Genomic DNA, 15,690 nt, shown 5'->3' with positions numbered 1-15,690 from the left:
AGATCCATGCTGTCCGGACTGACCGCCGGGAACGACCGCGTCGCCCTGCGCTTCGGTGACGAATCCCTGACCTACGGCGAACTCGCGTCCGTCGCGGGTCCGATCGCCGCCGGGCTCGCCGGTCGCACGCGGGTCGCGGTGTGGGCGACACCGACGCTGCGGACCTGTGTCGCGATCGTCGCCGCGCTGACCGCCGGAGTCCCGGTGGTGCCGATCAACCCGAAGGCCGGATCACGCGAACTGGCGCACATCATCGCCGACAGCGCGCCGGATCTCGTGCTGGCCGAGCCGGATGTCGCGCTGCCGCCGGAACTCGGGGCGCTGCAACGTGTTCCGGTCGAGCTTAACGTCGCGGGCACGCCGTGGCGAGGCGACGAACCGGATCCGGAGGCTCCGGCCTTCGTCATCTACACGTCGGGCACCACCGGCCCACCGAAGGGCGTCCTGCTCCCGCGTCGCGCGGTGGCGTCGAATCTCGACGCGCTCGCCGAGATCTGGGACTGGACCGAAGCCGACGTCCTCGTGCACGCCCTCCCGCTCTTCCACGTGCACGGCCTGATCCTGGGCGTGGTCGGCCCGCTGCGGCGGGGCGGCTCGCTGCACCACCTCGGGCGGTTCTCGAGCGAAGCCGCCGCGAAGGAACTCGCCGGGCAAGGCACGATGCTCTTCGGTGTCCCGACGATGTATCACCGGCTGGCGGCCGACTGCGAGGCCGATCCCGCGCTGGCCGCCGGGGTGGGCTCGGCGCGGCTGCTCGTGTCGGGTTCGGCGGCCCTGCCCGCGACCGACCACGAGCGGATCACCGCCGCGACCGGGCAGCGCGTCGTCGAACGCTATGGCATGACCGAGACACTGATGAACTGCGGTGTCCGCGCCACGGGGGACCGGCGGCCCGGTGCGGTCGGCCCGCCGGTTCCCGGTGTCGAACTGAGGTTGGTCGACGACGCCGGTGAACCGCTCGACGGTGACACTGTCGGCGAGATCGAGGTCCGCGGCCCGAACCTGTTCCTCGGCTACCTGAACCGGCCGGACGCCACGGAAGCCGCGCTGCACGACGGCTGGTTCAAAACCGGCGACATGGCGATCCGCGATCCGGACGGCTACGTGCGCATCGTCGGCCGCCGCGCCACCGACCTGATCAAGAGCGGCGGCTACAAGATCGGCGCGGGCGAGATCGAGAACGCGCTCCTGGAACATCCGGGAGTCGCCGAAGCGGCCGTCACCGGGGAGCCGGACGACGACCTCGGCGAGCGCATCGTGGCCTGGATCGTCCCCGCCGCGGACAAACCGACGTCTGCCGAACTCGCCGACCACGTCGCGGGACTGCTGTCGCCGCACAAACGGCCGCGGGTGGTGCGTTACCTGGAAGCGTTGCCCCGCAACGAGATGGGCAAGGTCCTCAAGCGGGCGCTCCATGACTGACCCGCTGGGCTGGGACGGTTACGCCGATTCCCTGGCGCGTGCCAGAGAACGCACGGGCACGGACGAGTCGGTCGTCTGGGAGCGCGCGAAGTTCGGCGGCCACGAGGCCGTGACGATCCGCTTCGAGTTCGGCTTCCTCGGCGGCTCGGTGGGCACCGGGACCGGCGCGCTGCTCGAAGAAGCGCTCGATCAGGCCTGCGCACACCGGCTGCCCGTCGTTTCGCTGCTGTCCACAGGCGGCACGCGGATGCAGGAAGGCGTTCCCGCGCTCCGGCAACTGCAACGGATCGTCCGCGGTCTGGCGCGGTTGCGGCAAGAAGGCCTGCCGCACATCACTGTCGCGCGACATCCCACCACCGGCGGCGTGTGGGCGTCTCTCGGCGCCGACGCCGATGTCGTGCTCGCCGTGCCCGGCGCCCAGGTGGGCTTCGCCGGACGCCGGGTCCGGCCGACGCGGTATGCCGACGATCCCGCTTATACGGCGGAAAGCCAGTACGCGGCCGGCCATGTCGACGAACTGGTGGCTGAGGACGCGATCGCCGAGCGGCTGGAGGTCTGGCTCGGTCTGCTGACCGGTGGTGCCCGCAACCGTCCGGCTGATCTGCCCCGCGCGCTCGGCGCCCTGGATCCCGCGCCGGACGGCTGGCACGCCGTCCAGCGCGCCCGGTCGGCGGACCGGCCCCGCGCGGCCGCTTACCTCGACGATTACTTCGACACCCGCGTCACCCTCCGGGGCGGCATCGACGACGGCGCCGTGTGCGGAATCGGCAGTCGGGGCGGACGGGCGATTGCCTTCGCAGCGCAGACCGGGACGGCGACCACCCCCGGCGGTTTCCGGTCGGCGACCCGGCTGATCCGCCTCGCCGACCGGCTGAGGCTGCCGGTGCTGACGCTCGTCGACACCCCGGGCGCCGCCGCCGATCCGGCCGCGGAGACCGGCGGCGCCGGGAACGCGATCGCCGAGCTGTTCGGCACGATCGCGGCGGCCCAGATGCCGATCACCACCCTGGTGATCGGTGAGGGAGGGTCGGGCGGCGCGCTCGCCTTCTGTTCGGCGGGCCGGCTCTGGCTCACCCCGGACGCCTGTTTCTCCGTCATCGCCCCGGAACTGGCGGCCGGGATCCTCAAGCGGGGCCACGAAGACGTCCCCGCCCTCGCCGACGCGCTGAAGCCACGCCCCGAAGATCTGCTCGCCCTCGGTGCCATCGACGGCATCGCGGGATCGGAACCGGTCACCTTTACGAGATAAGGGGTTCGACATGTTCAAGCGGATATCCGCCGCGGTGCTCGCCGCGGCCTCGGTCGCCCTTCTGGCCACCCCGCCCGCGCAGGCGGACGCGCCTGCCCGCTACGTCGCCATGGGCAGCTCCTTCGCGGCGGGGCCGGGAATCCCGCCGCAGCAACCAGGAACCCCGGCGGCGTGCGGACGTTCGACGAAGAACTACGCGAGTCTCGTCGCCGGGCGACGCGGTCTGGCCCTCACCGATGTCACCTGCAGCGGCGCGACGACGGCGAACATCCTCACCGCCGGGCAGGCCGGGCAGCCGCCGCAGATCGAGGCCGTCACCCGGGACACCCGGCTCGTGACGATCACCATCGGCGGCAACGACGTCGGCTACGTCGGGAGCCTGTTCACCTACGGCTGCCAGAACACCGGCGGCGCGAACTGCGGCCAGGTCGACCGGAACGCCGTCCGCACGGCGCTCACCACGGTGCACGAGAAGATCGGCGCCGTCGTCGCGGCGGTCCATCGGCGCGCGCCGCGGGCACGGGTGCTGGTCGTCGACTACCTGACGATCGTTCCGGGCGACAGGCCGGCGTGCGACGGCGTTCCGCTGACGCCGGAGCAGCTCGCCTTCGAACGCGAGGTCGCGGACCGGCTGGCGGCGGCGACCCGGCGGGCGGCGCGCGACGAGCGGGCATCCCTGATCCCGGCGGCCGCGGCCAGCGCAGAGCATGACGCCTGCGCCGCCGTTCCGTGGATGGAGCGCTACACGACCGCGCCGGGCCGTGTGCCGTACCACCCGAACGAGGCAGGGATGGCGGCCGTCGCGGACCTGATCACGGCGCGGCTGCGCTAGTGGCCGCACTGGCGGCAGCGGGGACGGGTCCGGCGACCGTAGCCGAGGGCGGCGAATCCGAGGGCTGCGCCCCACAGCCAGTACACGGGCACGGACACCCAATAGAACGCGTCCGGCAGTCCCTTGCCGAAGCCGAGGTCGTTCGCGCCGCTCAGCAGGATTCCGACCATGTTGGCGAGGATCATCCCGAAGTACACGATCATCGCGATCGAGATGCCGGCGGCCGGGCCCAGCACCAGCCAGCGCGGCACCCGACGACCGGCGAGGCCCGGCACCCAGCGGGGAAAGATCCTGCCCCAGTCGTGGACCAGCGCCCACGGCAGCAACGTGCCCGAGAGAACGAACCCGATTTCGAACAACACCAGAGAGACGCCGACTCCCAGTCCTCCGCTGTCGAACCCCACCACGAGTTGAGCGACGATCCGTACGGCGCAGCCCGCGGTGGCGAGATAGGCCGCCACACTCGCCCACGCCGGTGTGCGCTCCATCCGGGGAGTCGCGCCGAGGCGCCCGCAGGCCCCGCAAGCGCCGCGCAGCCGCCTCGTGTGTGTCACGGCCACCATGGCCATCAGTGCTGCTCCGACCAGACATGCGGTGCGGCTGAGGAAGCCGAGTGGAAAGAACTGCACGCCGATACCGGGCAGTAGTCCGCCCACCACGTCCAGCAGGAAAAGAGCGGCGGCCACGACCAGAATCCCGCTCACCGCCCAGGACGCGATCACCAGGACCCGCTGCACAGCGGCCCGCTGCCCACCTCGCCCCAGGGCGAAGGTGATCGCCACCCCGGCGAGGCAGAGCACGATCGCCTTCCAGCCGGAGAACGCGATCAGGTCGACGCCCACCGGCGACATCCGGGGTGGACTGGCGACGAACGTCCAGTACGCCTGGAGCGCGCTGTACAGCAAGGACCATGCCAGCAGGGCACGCGGCGTCCATGAACTCCAGGTAGTCGGCTTCTTCGCGGCGGCGGGCGGGGCATGCTCTTCGTCATGCCGGGAGGGCCTTTTCGGGACGGTGCGGATCATGCCCTCAAGCCTCGCCGGATGATCGTCGGCCGGGCTCCCTCCGAGGTCCTGGCTCGGCCCCTCGGGGGAGGGAAACTGTCCGAGATCGATCATCTAGCCGCGCGGAAGGTGCGGCGGTAGCTGTCCGGCGGCACACCGACCGTCCGGTTGAAATGCCGCCGCAACGTGGCGGCGGTGCCCATCCCGGTGGCCTCCGCGATCAGGTCGACGCTGTCGTCGGTCCGCTCCAAAAGTTCCTGCGCGCGGCGGATGCGCTGAGTCAGCAGCCAGCGCAGCGGCGTCGTCCCGGTCGCCGACCGGAAATGCCGGGCCAGGTTGCGGGAACTCATGTTGGCCTGCCGGGCGAGGTCCTCGACGGTCAACGGAAGGTCCAGCCGTTCGGTGATCCAGGGGAGCAGCCCGCCGAGCGGATGGTCGTCCTGGTCGGGCACCGGGGTGGTGACGAACTGGGCCTGCCCGCCCGCGCGGTGCGGCGGGACGACCAGACGGCGGGCGACGGTGTTCGCGACCGCCGAACCGTGGTCGCGCCGGACCAGGTGCAGGCACAGGTCCATCGCGGCGGCCTTGCCCGCCGAGGTCAGCACGCTGCCGTTGTCGACGTAGAGGACGTCGGGATCGACCTCGACCGAGGGATACCGGGCGGCGAGGACGTCGGTGTGCGCCCAATGCGTGGTCGCGCGGCGGCCGTCGAGCAGGCCGGCGGCCGCCAGGACGAACGCGCCCGTGCAGAGGGAGGCGACCCGCGCGCCCGCTTCGTGGGCGGCGCGGACGGCCTCGACCAGGTCCGCGGGCGGATCGACGTCGATGTCGGCCCAGCCGGGGACGATGACGGTGCCGGCGCGGGCGAGGCGATCGAGCCCGTGATCCGGTTCGAGCAGGAAACGCCCGATCTGCACCGGCTCCGAGCCGTAGACCCCGAATTCGTACAGACCCGTGTCGAAGACCTCGTGGGCGATGGACAGCTCGAACTGCAGCATGCCGTCCGTGGCGGCGAGGGCGACCGTGTTCATGTCCGAAAGTGTACGCATGATGGCGTTCCGGACACTGTCGATCGGCGGGCTCCGCCGACAGGATGGTCCACAGTGGATCGACCGAGGGCAGGAGAAACCATGGGTACGTACGACGTCGCGGTGTTCGGGGCCTACGGGCACACCGGGCGGTTCGTGGTGGCGGAATTGCGCGAGCGCGGCTTCGGTGTGCTCGCGGTCGGGCGCGACGAGGCCAAACTGCGCGGCCTGCCTTGGTCCGACGTCGAGATCCGCCAGGCCTCGGTCGAGGACCCGGCTTCGCTCGACCGCGCGTTCGCGGGCGCGGACGCGGTGATCAACGCGGCCGGGCCGTTCGCCGACACCGCCGCACCGGTGATCGAAGCGGCGCTGCGGGCCGGCGTCCCGTACCTGGACGTGGCCGCGGAACTCGAAGCGAACATGGACACCTTCGCGGACTTCGGTGAGCGTGCCGGGGGAGCGACGGTGGTCCCGGCGATGGCGTTCTTCGGCGGGCTCGGCGATCTGATGGTCACCGCCGCGATGGGTGAGTGGACTTCCGCGGACGAAGCACATGTCGCGTACGCGCTGAGCAGCTGGCATCCGACGGAGGGGACCCGCGCGGCGGGCAAGGTCTCGCGGGAACGGCGTGACGGCAAGCTGATCCGGTTCTCCGGCGGCCGCATCGAACGCCGCGAGGACGCGCTGCCGGAGCTGGACTGGGACTTCCCCGCGCCGTTCGGGACCCGTGCCGTGCTCGGCGAATTCACGATGGCCGACGTCGTCACCGTCCCGAGTCATCTCGACATCCCCGAGGTGACCACGTACATGACCGTGAACGCGGCCCGCGAGGTGGTGGCGCCCCAGACGCCGACACGCGCCGCGGATGGCCCGTCCGCTGAGGAGTTCGTGGTCGACGTCGTCGTGCGATCCGGCGGCGAGGAACGGCGGATCGCCGCGCGGGGCCAGGACATCTACGCGATCACGGCACCGCTGGTGGTGGAGGCCGCGCAGCGGGTGCTCGACGGGCGGGTCAAGGCGACCGGGGTCGTGTCGGCGGGCGAGATCTTCGACGCGCCGGACTTCCTGGCGGCGCTGGCGCCACGGATCACCGTCACCGGCTGACACCGGCCTGCCAGCCCGGATGCGGCAACCGCGCGGGCGGAGCCTCGCCGGGCCGGTACTCGAAATGCCACCATTCGTTGTCGTAGATCCGGTAGAGGGCGAAGCGGGCGCCGTGGTCTTCCAGCCACTGCGCGCCCTCGCGCGGCCGGACGTCCAGTGCGGTGCCGCGGACGTGCGCGGAATCCTTCGGTGGCAGGACGCGCTTTCGCCCGGCCTCGGCGAGGAACAGCCGATGCTGCTCGGCGGCGTCGCGATGTCCCGAGGTGACGCCGAGGAGCGTGCGATGACGCCAGAACGCCTCGGTCCTGGCGTCGGTGAACGCGGCGAGCGTTCCGGGGGTGAGCCCGGCGAGGTTCTCGGCGGGGAAGCGCAGTGACAGCGCCCATCCGCAGGCGAGACGGCGGGCCTGGCCGGGGGAGGCCAGCCACGCGGGGATCAGCAGCAGTACCGCGAGGACGCGGGTGATCGCCGCGAGCACGAGTTCTTTCATGCCGTCAACGGTCGCCGCCGCCTGTCCGAACCCGATCGCGGCGACGTGCGCGGACGCCGACGGAAATGTCACCGTTCCGCACGGATCACGTCGTGACGTGACGATGACATTCCGTGGACGTTCCGCGGAAACGGGACGGGCATCATGGCGTGTCATGGACGAGCGGATTCCGTCCGGCGCTGCGATAGTCGTCGGCATGCCCAGGGTGCTGCTCATCGAGGACGACCAAGCCGTGCGTGACGGGCTCAGCATGGCGCTGGGCGGCCGCGGCCACGCGGTCGACGCGGTGGCCACCGGCGAGGAGGGCCTCGCCCGGCTCGCGTCACGGCCGCCGGACATCGTCGTGCTGGACCTCATGCTGCCCGGACTCGACGGCTTCGAGGTCTGCCGCCGCATCCGCGCGGCGGGGGATCTGCCGATCATCATGCTCACCGCGCGCAACGAGGACATCGACGTGGTGGCCGGGCTCGCCGCCGGCGCGGACGACTACGTGGTCAAACCCGCCAGGGCCCAGGTGCTGGAGGCCAGGATCCGCGCGGTGCTGCGCCGCACCGGGCAACCGGCGCCCGCGGTGCCCGCGCCCGTCGAGATCGAGCGTCACGGCGCTCTCGGCATCGACCGTGCCGGGCTGACGGTGACCAAGGCGGACAAGCCGCTCGCCCTCGCCCCGACCGAACTGCGGCTGCTGCTCGAACTCACCCAGGTCCCCGGCCGGGTGCTCAGCCGCCAGTACCTGCTGGAAAGCGTGTGGGAGCACGGCTATTTCGGCGATTCCCGGGTCGTCGACGCCTGCGTGCAGCGGCTGCGCGCGAAGATCGAGGACGACTCGTCCGCGCCGGTGTACGTGCAGACGGTCCGCGGGTTCGGCTACCGGTTCGGGCCGCTGTGAAGCTTGGGGGTCTGCGCACCCGGCTGCTCCTGGCGTTCAGCCTGCTGGTCGTGATCACCGCGGCGACGGTCGCCGGAGGCGGCTACGTCCAGTCCCGGACCTTGATCCTCCAGCAGGCTCAGGACGCCACCGCCCGCGTGCTGGTCGACAAGGCCACCGCGCTGTTCCCGCTCGGCCCGCTGCCGCCGGGGGACGGGACGCTGAGCCGGATCAGCGGCGAACTGTCCGATCGTCAGCTGAGCTCCCTGGTCCTGTTCGAGGACAGGGCGAGCGGGAACCAGCAGATGCGGTCGCTGATCTCGCCGGAGCTTCGCGAGCGGGTCCGGGCCGGAAACGTCGCCTGGCAACGGGTCGACGCCGGCGGCACGCCGATGCTGGTGGTGGGCACGAGGTTCACGGTGCTGCTTCCCGGTGGGCAGCAACGGGATTCGGGTATCGAGGCCTACATCGCGCGCAGCATGGTGCCGGAGGCGACGAGTATCGACGAACTCGCCACCCGGGCCTGGCTGATCGGCGGGCTGGCGCTCGTGTTCGCCGTCGGGCTGGCGCTGCTGGCCGCCCGCGGGGTCCTGCGGCCGGTGCGGGAACTGGGTGAGGCGGCCAAGCGGCTGGGCGAGGGCGACCTGCGGGCCCGGGTCGGCGTTCGCGGCTCGGACGAACTGGCCGGGGTGGCGCGGACGTTCAACGAGACGGCCGAATCGCTGGAACGCCACGTCGGTGAGCTGGAACGGATGGAAGCGGACGCGCGGCGGTTCGTCGCCGACGTCTCGCACGAACTGCGCACCCCGCTGGCCGCGATGACCGCGGTCGCGGACGTGCTGGAGCAGGAGGCGTCGAGTCTGCCGGGGGACGCCGGGCGCGCGGCGAAGATGAGCATCGAGGAGACGCACAACCTGACCCGGCTGGTGAACGACCTCATCGAGGTCTCCCGCTTCGACGCCGGGGCCGCCGCGCTGGCACTGGAGGAGGTCGACGTCGCCGAGGTGATCACGGCGAGCCTGCGCATCCGGGGCTGGACGGGCGAGGTGGAGGGAGAGCTGCCCTCCGGGATCTTCGCCGAGTGGGATCCCCGGCGGGTGGACGTCATCGTGGCGAATCTGGTCGGGAACGCGTTGCGGCACGGGGAAAAGCCGGTCTCGCTTCGGCTTTCCGAAGCGGGGGAGCAGATCACGCTGGAGGTCTCGGATCGCGGTCCCGGGCTGGCGCCCGAGGTGCTGCCGCACGTGTTCGACCGGTTCTACAAGGCGGATTCGGCGAGGGCGCGGTCCGGCGGCAGCGGACTCGGGCTGGCGATCGCCTGGGAGAACGCCCGTCTGCACGGCGGGATGTTGAGCGCGGCCAACGGTGCCGACGGCGGCGCGGTGTTCACCCTGCGCTTGCCCCGGCGGGGAGGGACGGCATGAGGAAGACCTGGCTCGCGGCGCTTCTGCTCGTCACGGTGGTCGCGGGCTGCGGCGTCCGGCCCAGCGCCGTGATCGCCGGCGCGCCCGCACCGGTGGGGCCGGCCAACGCCGCGGTGCTCTACTTCCTGTCCGGTGGCCAACCGACCCGGGTGCTGCGCCCGCTCGCCGAGGAGTTGCCCCCGGCGAGCCCCGTCGACCTGCTCGCCGCCGGACCGGACGAGAGCGAGCGGGAACGGCAGTACACCACGGAAGTCCCGGCCGGCACGGCGGTGCTGGACCAGACACCCGCGCCGAACGGGGTCACGGTGACGCTGTCGGTCGGCGTCGCCGGCTTGTCGTCGAAGGCGGTCGATCAGATCGTGTGCACCGCCAGGGATTCCTTCGGGGGAAGCGCGCAGATCACGTTGCAGGGTGGGGGATCCGTACGTGGTCCGCTGTCTTGTCCCTTGCCTGGCTAGGGGTCGTGTTCGTCGGCGGTGGGCTGAAGGCTCCCTTCGCCGCGTCTGATGCGACGAAAGGAGCCTTCGGCTCAATGAGGGGCACGGCCAGGCCGGTGATTTGGGCGCCCCTGAGGACACGCGAGGTCCGGCGGCCGCGAGGGTGGTGAAGGCCTCCTTCCCTACCTTCAGGGTAGTGAAGGAGGCCTTCACGGAACGCGGCCACGCACACACGGACCGCGCGCACGACGGCAATTTTGCCGTCCAGGGCTGGAGAAGGAGTGGCCCGAATCACCGGTGTCGGTCCCTCGCTTTGTCCGGTTCGGCCCGCTAGCTTAGGCAAGGCTAAGCAAACGGGACGTGGGGTGGTTGTGGCGTGGAAGGGATCGAGGGCAAGGTCGCGCTCGTCACCGGAGGCGCGCGCGGGATCGGGGCGGCCGTCGTGGACGGGCTCGCCGAGGCCGGCGCGATCGTGGCGGCGGTGGACCTGGCCGAAAGCGCTTCCCGGGACGGGGTGACCTCGTTCGTCGCGGACGTCGGGGATCCCGCCGCCGTCGCGCGGGTGGTCGGCGAGGTCGAAAACGAACTCGGGCCGATCGGGATCGGGGCGTCCGTCGCGGGTGTGCTGAAGCCCGGGTCCGTCTGCGACACGAGCGACGAGGACTGGGCGGCGACCTTCGCGGTCAACTCCACCGGAGTCTTCACCGTGCTCCGCGAGATTTCCCGCCGGATGTTGCCCCGTCGGAGCGGTGTGCTGGTGACGGTCGGGTCGAACGCGGCGGGAGTCCCACGCAGCGGGATGGCCGCGTACGCCGCTTCGAAGGCCGCGGCAACCATGCTGACCCGCTGCCTCGGGCTCGAACTCGCCGGTTCCGGCATCCGCTGCAACATCGTCTCGCCCGGCTCGACCGACACCGAGATGCAACGTCTACTGTGGACGGACGAAAGCGGCGCGGACCGTGTCATCGCGGGAAATCCGGAGCAATACCGGGTCGGCATACCGCTGGGCCGGATGGCGGAACCCGCCGATATCGCCGACGCCGTCCTGTTTTTGGCCTCCGATCGTGCGCGGCACATCACGATGCAGAACCTCTATGTCGACGGCGGCGCGACGCTCCGCGCGTGATCTCGATGACGCAACGAAGACTTTTCGGGTCCGTACGATTAGGTTAGGCTAACCGAAAAGTCGGCGCTTTTGTACTGGGTTGTCACGGGCGCCTGTTCGGTCAGTAGCATTCGCGAAAGGGAATCCAGTCGTGTCCTCACCTGCACCGGCCCGACCAAGGCCGGTCCACCAGGCGGCCGATCTGCTGGCGGCGTACCTGCCCGGATCGTTCTACTACTCGTCCGCTCGAGGATCGCTGCTCGCCGACGGCGTGTACGCGCCGGTCCACGCGGCGCCCGGCAAGCGTGCCCGCGCGGCCGCCGAAGTCCTCGACGCCGCTCTCGTGGCGGGAGTGACCGAACCCGTCGTCGCCGGAGCGATCGGATTCCGGCCCGACGCGCCGAGCAGCCTGGTGGTGCCCGCCCTGGTACGCAAGGCAGGACCACCGAAGGCGAGTGGTCCGGTCGCCCCGCTGGGCGGGAGCTGGACGGTGTCGCCGCGGCCCGCGCCGGAGGTCTACACCACCGCCGTGGCGAGGGCGCTGGACGAGATCCGCGACGGCGACCTCCGCAAGATCGTGCTGGCCCGCTGCCTCGACGTCACCGGTGGCGACCCCGTCGCCGTGCCGCGGCTGCTGGCGCGCCTCGTCCACGCGGACCCGGCCGCGCACGCCTTCGCCGTCGACGTCAGCGCGCCGGGGGATCCCGCGCCGCGCACCCTGATCGGCGCGAGCCCGGAGCTCCTGGTCTCCCGCCGCGGTCGCGTCGTCACGGCCAACCCGCTGGCGGGATCGCGGCCGCGGGTGGCCGACGACGCCGAGAACTCCCGGCGCGTCAAGGATCTGCTGGCGTCCGAAAAGGACCGTGACGAACACGCGCACGTCGCCGCCCAGGTGGCCGAAGTCCTGGGCAGGTTCTGTGCCGACCTCGACGTCCCCGCCGAACCCGAAGTGATCGGCACGCCCACGATGTGGCACCTCTCGACCAAGATCAGCGGACGCCTCGCCGACGCGAGCGACGCCGGTTCGTCCGCGCTCGGACTGGCCGAGGCACTGCATCCGACACCGGCGGTCTGCGGCGTTCCGACCGCGCTCGCCCGCGACACCATCGCCGCGCTCGAACCCGAGGATCGCGGCTATTACGCGGGTCTCGTCGGCTGGACCGACCAGGACGGTGACGGCGAATGGGTCGTCACCATCCGCTGCGCCGAAGTCCGGGACCGGACCGTCCGGTTGTTCGCCGGTGCGGGAGTGGTGGCGGGTTCCGATCCGGCGGCCGAGCTCGCCGAGACCGGCGCGAAATTCGGCACCATGCTGCGGGCCCTCGGGCTGGAGGGAGTGGAATGACCGCCGACCACGTGCCCTGGCCGCCGGAAACCGCGGCGCGCTACCGGGCTTCGGGCTACTGGCGCGGCCAGACCTTCGGCAAGCTGCTGACCAGCCTCGCCGAGGCCTACGCCGAACGTCTCGCCGTGATCGGCGAGAACGCCCGCTGGACGTTCGCCGAACTCGACGAGCGCGCGCACCGGCTCGCCGCCGGATTCGCCGGCGCCGGGATCCAGGCCGGTGACCGGGTCGTCGTGCAACTGCCGAACGTGCCGGAGTTCGCGTCCGTCGTGTTCGGACTGTGGCGGGCGGGTGCGCTGCCGGTGTTCGCGCTGCCCGCGCACCGCGCGAGCGAACTACGGCATTTCGCCGAGCAGAGCGAGGCCGCGGCGATCCTCACCGTCGGCGAACACGAACGGTTCGACCACGCGGCCATGGCCCGCGCGGTCGCCGCCGAGATCCCCTCGGTGCGTAACGTCTTCGTCGTCGGCACGGAGGAATTCGCCGTCCTCGAAGCGGCGACTCCGCGCGCCCTGCCGGATCCCGATCCCGCCGGAGTCGCGTTCCTCCAGTTGTCGGGTGGAAGCACCGGATTGCCCAAGCTGATCCCGCGCACGCACGACGACTATCTGTACAGCGTCCGGGAAAGCGCCCGGATCTGCGGCCTGCGCCCGGAAAGCGTGTACCTGGCCGCGTTGCCGGTCGCGCACAACTTCCCGCTCAGTTCGCCCGGTCTGCTCGGGGCGCTGCACGCGGGCGCGGCGACGGTGTTCGCGCCGCGTCCGGACGCCGACACCGCGTTCCGGCTCATCGAAGCCGAAGGCGTGACGATCACCGGGCTCGTGCCGCCGCTGGCCGCCGCGTGGGCGCAGGCGGCCGCGCGGACCACCCGCGATCTGTCCTCTTTGGACGTCCTGCTGGTCGGCGGCGCGAAATGCGCCCGTGAACTGGCCGAGAGGATCGGGCCCGCGCTGGGGTGCCGTCTGCAGCAGGTGTTCGGCATGGCCGAGGGGCTGGTCTGCTACACCCGGCTCGACGACCCCGACGAGTACGTCCTGGCGACACAGGGAAGGCCGATCTCGCCGGACGACGAGATCCGCGTGGTGAACCCGGACGATCCACTGTCCACTTCGGACGATGTGGTCGCGCCGGGGGAGATCGGTGCCCTGCTGACCCGGGGGCCGTACACGATCCGCGGCTACTACCGCGCCGAGGAGCACAACAAGACCGCGTTCACCGAGGACGGTTTCTACCGCACCGGTGACCTCGTGCGGCGGCATCCGTCGGGACATCTGGAAGTGGTCGGCCGGGCCAAGGAACAGATCAACCGCGGTGGCGAGAAGGTGGCCGCGGAAGAGGTCGAGAACCACCTGATGGCCCACCCCGGCGTGCTCGACGCCGCGGTCGTCGCGGTGCCGGACCCGTACCTGGGCGAGCGCACCTGTGCCTACGTCGTCCCTGCGGCCGGCGCCGAGCCCGCCGCGGCGGAGCTGCGCCGGTTCGTCCGCGAGCGCGGGGTCGCGGCGTTCAAGGTGCCCGATCTGGTCCAGGTGGTGCCGGAGTTCCCGGTGACCGGCGTCGGCAAGACCAGCAAACGCGAGCTGCGGGCGGCGCTGGCCGCCCTGGCGAAGGAGAAGTGAACGTGTCACTGCCCAAGATCGAGCCCTACGCCCTCCCGACGGAGGCCGAGCTGCCCGCCGGACGGGTCGGCTGGAAACCCGACGCCGCCCGTGCCGCGCTGCTGGTCCACGACGCGCAGCGGTACTTCCTCGCGCCGTACGCGGGATCCCCGGTCCCGGAGATGATCGCGAACATCGCCGCGCTGGCCGACGCCGCCCGCGCCGCGGGGGTCCCGGTGTTCTACACCGCGCAGCCCGGCCACCAGGCCGCCGAGGACCGCGGCCTGCTGACCGAGTTCTGGGGTGACGGCATCGGCGCGGTCATCGACGACGATCCGGCCGCGGCCGACGTGGTGGCCGAGCTCGCCCCGCAGCCGGGGGACAAGGTCCTGACGAAGTGGCGCTACAGCGCGTTCCAGCGCAGCACGTTCACCGAGCAGCTCGCCGAAGCGGGCCGCGACCAGTTGCTGATCACCGGCGTCTACGCGCATATCGGCTGCCAGGCCACCGCCGTCGAGGCGTTCATGCGCGACATCCAGCCGTTCCTGGTCGGCGACGCGGTCGCGGACTTCTCCCGCGAACGCCACGACCAGGCCTGCGAGTACGTCGCCCAGCGCTGCGGCGCACTGACCACCACGGCCGCCGCGCTCGCCGCGCTGGCCCCCATCCACGCGGGAGCACAGGGATGAGCTTGACCGTCCAGAAGATCCACGCCGACGTCGCCGAGCTGCTCGGCTGCGACCCGGCCGAGCTGGAGCCGGAGACCGACCTCACCGATCTCGGCCTCGACTCGATGCGGATCATGGGCCTGGTCGAGCAGTGGCGCGCCGAGGGCGCCGACACGCTCGAATTCGCCGACCTCGCCGAGCAGCCGACCCTCGGCCACTGGACGCGGGTGCTCACCGGGAGCGCGACGTGAGCCGCGCCGACCATCGCCACCGGCACCTGGAGCGCATCGCCGAGGTCCGTGCGGGACGGCACGCGGAGAAGGTGCCGTATCCGATCCGGATCCGGCGGGCGGAGGTCGTGCGTACCGAGATGATCGGTTCCGGGCTGCTTCGGGTCACGCTCGGCGGGCCGGGAACGGCGGGTTTCGAGGCGCATTCGCCCGACGAACACGTGAAGATCCTCTTCCCCGAACTGGACCCCGAGCCGCGGCTCCCGGTGCAGGACGGCGACATGCTGCGCTGGCCGAAGCCGTCGCCGACGTCGCGCGAGTACACGGTCCGCCGGTACGACTCCGTCTCCGGGGAACTCGACCTCGACGTCGCGCTGCACGAAGGCGGGCTCGGCTCCGGTTGGGCCGAGAAGGTCACGCCCGGCACGCCGGTGCACGTCGCCGGTCCGCCCGGCGGGCTGATCGTGCCGCACACCTACGACCGCTACCTGCTCGCCGGTGACGTCACCGCGTTGCCCGCGATCGCGCGCTGGCTCGAAGAACTGCCGCGTACCGCCGCGGGCTGGGCGTTCATCGAGGTCACCGACGCGAGCGAGGAGATCGAGCTCTCCGCGCCCGAAGACGTCGAGGTGCACTGGCTGCATCGAGGCGACGTGGCGCCCGGCGCGTCCGACGTTCTCGCCCGTGCGGTCCAGACGATCGAGGTCCCCGCCGGGGAACGGCTCTACGCCTGGGTCGCCGGTGAAGCGGGGCAGATCAAACCGCTGCGCCGCTGGCTCAAGAACGACCTCGGGCTCGGCAAGGACGACCACGACGTGACCGGCTACTGGAAACGCGGCGTCGCGGACTTCGACGACGAGCACGACCACTGATCCCCACCAAGAAA

16 protein-coding genes are annotated in these 15,690 nt (G+C 71.5%); 13 read left to right on the top strand and 3 right to left on the bottom strand.

The genetic code is table 11. The features are described 5' to 3' along the window. Positions 1-6: 6 nt before the first annotated feature. From DMC64_RS35360 to DMC64_RS35350, 3 genes are read left to right on the top strand one after another with little or no spacing between them, the layout of a single operon-like run. Complete coding sequence (locus DMC64_RS35360) at positions 7-1,422, top strand: acyl-CoA synthetase (RefSeq protein ID WP_125737032.1); 1,416 nt, start codon at positions 7-9, stop codon at positions 1,420-1,422. Beyond that, positions 1,415-2,671 (top strand): carboxyl transferase domain-containing protein, encoded by a 1,257-nt coding sequence (locus tag DMC64_RS35355; RefSeq protein WP_125737031.1) that lies wholly within the window; start codon positions 1,415-1,417, stop codon positions 2,669-2,671. Before DMC64_RS35360 ends, DMC64_RS35355 begins: the two co-directional genes overlap by 8 nt. A gap of 10 nt (positions 2,672-2,681) precedes the next feature. Further along, the gene (locus tag DMC64_RS35350) at positions 2,682-3,503 is read left to right on the top strand and encodes an SGNH/GDSL hydrolase family protein (RefSeq protein ID WP_125737030.1); all 822 of its coding nucleotides are present in this window, start codon (positions 2,682-2,684) and stop codon (positions 3,501-3,503) included. Here DMC64_RS35350 and DMC64_RS35345 read toward each other — a convergent pair. Continuing rightward, the gene (locus DMC64_RS35345; protein WP_125737029.1) at positions 3,500-4,528 is read right to left on the bottom strand and encodes a hypothetical protein; all 1,029 of its coding nucleotides are present in this window, start codon (positions 4,526-4,528) and stop codon (positions 3,500-3,502) included. The genes DMC64_RS35350 and DMC64_RS35345 overlap by 4 nt on opposite strands. Before the next feature lie 89 nt (positions 4,529-4,617). After that, on the bottom strand, positions 4,618-5,538 hold the full coding sequence (locus tag DMC64_RS35340; protein ID WP_199755194.1) for a helix-turn-helix domain-containing protein: 921 nt from the start codon (positions 5,536-5,538) through the stop codon (positions 4,618-4,620). Between the two features lie 99 nt (positions 5,539-5,637). On the opposite strand from DMC64_RS35340, the gene DMC64_RS35335 reads away from it, so the two are divergent. Beyond that, positions 5,638-6,639, top strand: coding sequence for a trans-acting enoyl reductase family protein (locus DMC64_RS35335; RefSeq protein WP_125737028.1), 1,002 nt, complete (start codon positions 5,638-5,640; stop codon positions 6,637-6,639). On the opposite strand, the gene DMC64_RS35330 is transcribed toward DMC64_RS35335, so the two are convergent. Further along, complete coding sequence (locus tag DMC64_RS35330; protein ID WP_037339819.1) at positions 6,629-7,129, bottom strand: D-alanyl-D-alanine carboxypeptidase; 501 nt, start codon at positions 7,127-7,129, stop codon at positions 6,629-6,631. The genes DMC64_RS35335 and DMC64_RS35330 overlap by 11 nt on opposite strands. 154 nt (positions 7,130-7,283) lie before the next feature. Between DMC64_RS35330 and DMC64_RS35325 the strand changes: the two genes are divergently transcribed. From DMC64_RS35325 to DMC64_RS35285, 9 genes are all read left to right on the top strand, one after another. Next, positions 7,284-8,018, top strand: coding sequence for a response regulator transcription factor (locus tag DMC64_RS35325; protein WP_125737027.1), 735 nt, complete (start codon positions 7,284-7,286; stop codon positions 8,016-8,018). Next, the gene (locus DMC64_RS35320) at positions 8,015-9,421 is read left to right on the top strand and encodes an ATP-binding protein (protein ID WP_125737026.1); all 1,407 of its coding nucleotides are present in this window, start codon (positions 8,015-8,017) and stop codon (positions 9,419-9,421) included. Before DMC64_RS35325 ends, DMC64_RS35320 begins: the two co-directional genes overlap by 4 nt. Then, a complete protein-coding gene (locus DMC64_RS35315) occupies positions 9,418-9,879 on the top strand; it encodes a GerMN domain-containing protein (RefSeq protein ID WP_125737025.1) in 462 nt (153 codons plus the stop codon). Before DMC64_RS35320 ends, DMC64_RS35315 begins: the two co-directional genes overlap by 4 nt. Before the next feature lie 355 nt (positions 9,880-10,234). Beyond that, entirely contained in the window at positions 10,235-10,984 is a 750-nt protein-coding gene (gene dhbA, locus DMC64_RS35310; RefSeq protein ID WP_125737024.1) for a 2,3-dihydro-2,3-dihydroxybenzoate dehydrogenase, read from the top strand. Positions 10,985-11,114: 130 nt separating this feature from the next. Then, on the top strand, positions 11,115-12,308 hold the full coding sequence (locus DMC64_RS35305) for an isochorismate synthase (RefSeq protein ID WP_125737023.1): 1,194 nt from the start codon (positions 11,115-11,117) through the stop codon (positions 12,306-12,308). Next, entirely contained in the window at positions 12,305-13,927 is a 1,623-nt protein-coding gene (locus DMC64_RS35300; protein ID WP_125737022.1) for a (2,3-dihydroxybenzoyl)adenylate synthase, read from the top strand. The genes DMC64_RS35305 and DMC64_RS35300 overlap by 4 nt, the downstream gene beginning before the upstream one ends. Beyond that, entirely contained in the window at positions 13,924-14,595 is a 672-nt protein-coding gene (locus DMC64_RS35295) for an isochorismatase family protein (protein WP_125737021.1), read from the top strand. Before DMC64_RS35300 ends, DMC64_RS35295 begins: the two co-directional genes overlap by 4 nt. Next, positions 14,592-14,825 carry a phosphopantetheine-binding protein gene (locus tag DMC64_RS35290; RefSeq protein WP_125737020.1) on the top strand — a complete coding sequence of 78 codons (234 nt, stop codon included), beginning with the start codon at positions 14,592-14,594 and terminating at the stop codon, positions 14,823-14,825. The genes DMC64_RS35295 and DMC64_RS35290 overlap by 4 nt, the downstream gene beginning before the upstream one ends. Then, positions 14,822-15,676 carry a siderophore-interacting protein gene (locus tag DMC64_RS35285; protein WP_125737019.1) on the top strand — a complete coding sequence of 285 codons (855 nt, stop codon included), beginning with the start codon at positions 14,822-14,824 and terminating at the stop codon, positions 15,674-15,676. The genes DMC64_RS35290 and DMC64_RS35285 overlap by 4 nt, the downstream gene beginning before the upstream one ends. Positions 15,677-15,690 lie beyond the last annotated feature (14 nt).

Source organism: Amycolatopsis sp. WAC 04197 (assembly GCF_003947475.1).
GTDB lineage: Bacteria > Actinomycetota > Actinomycetes > Mycobacteriales > Pseudonocardiaceae > Amycolatopsis > Amycolatopsis japonica.
This window is presented reverse-complemented; position numbering and strand designations above follow the sequence as displayed.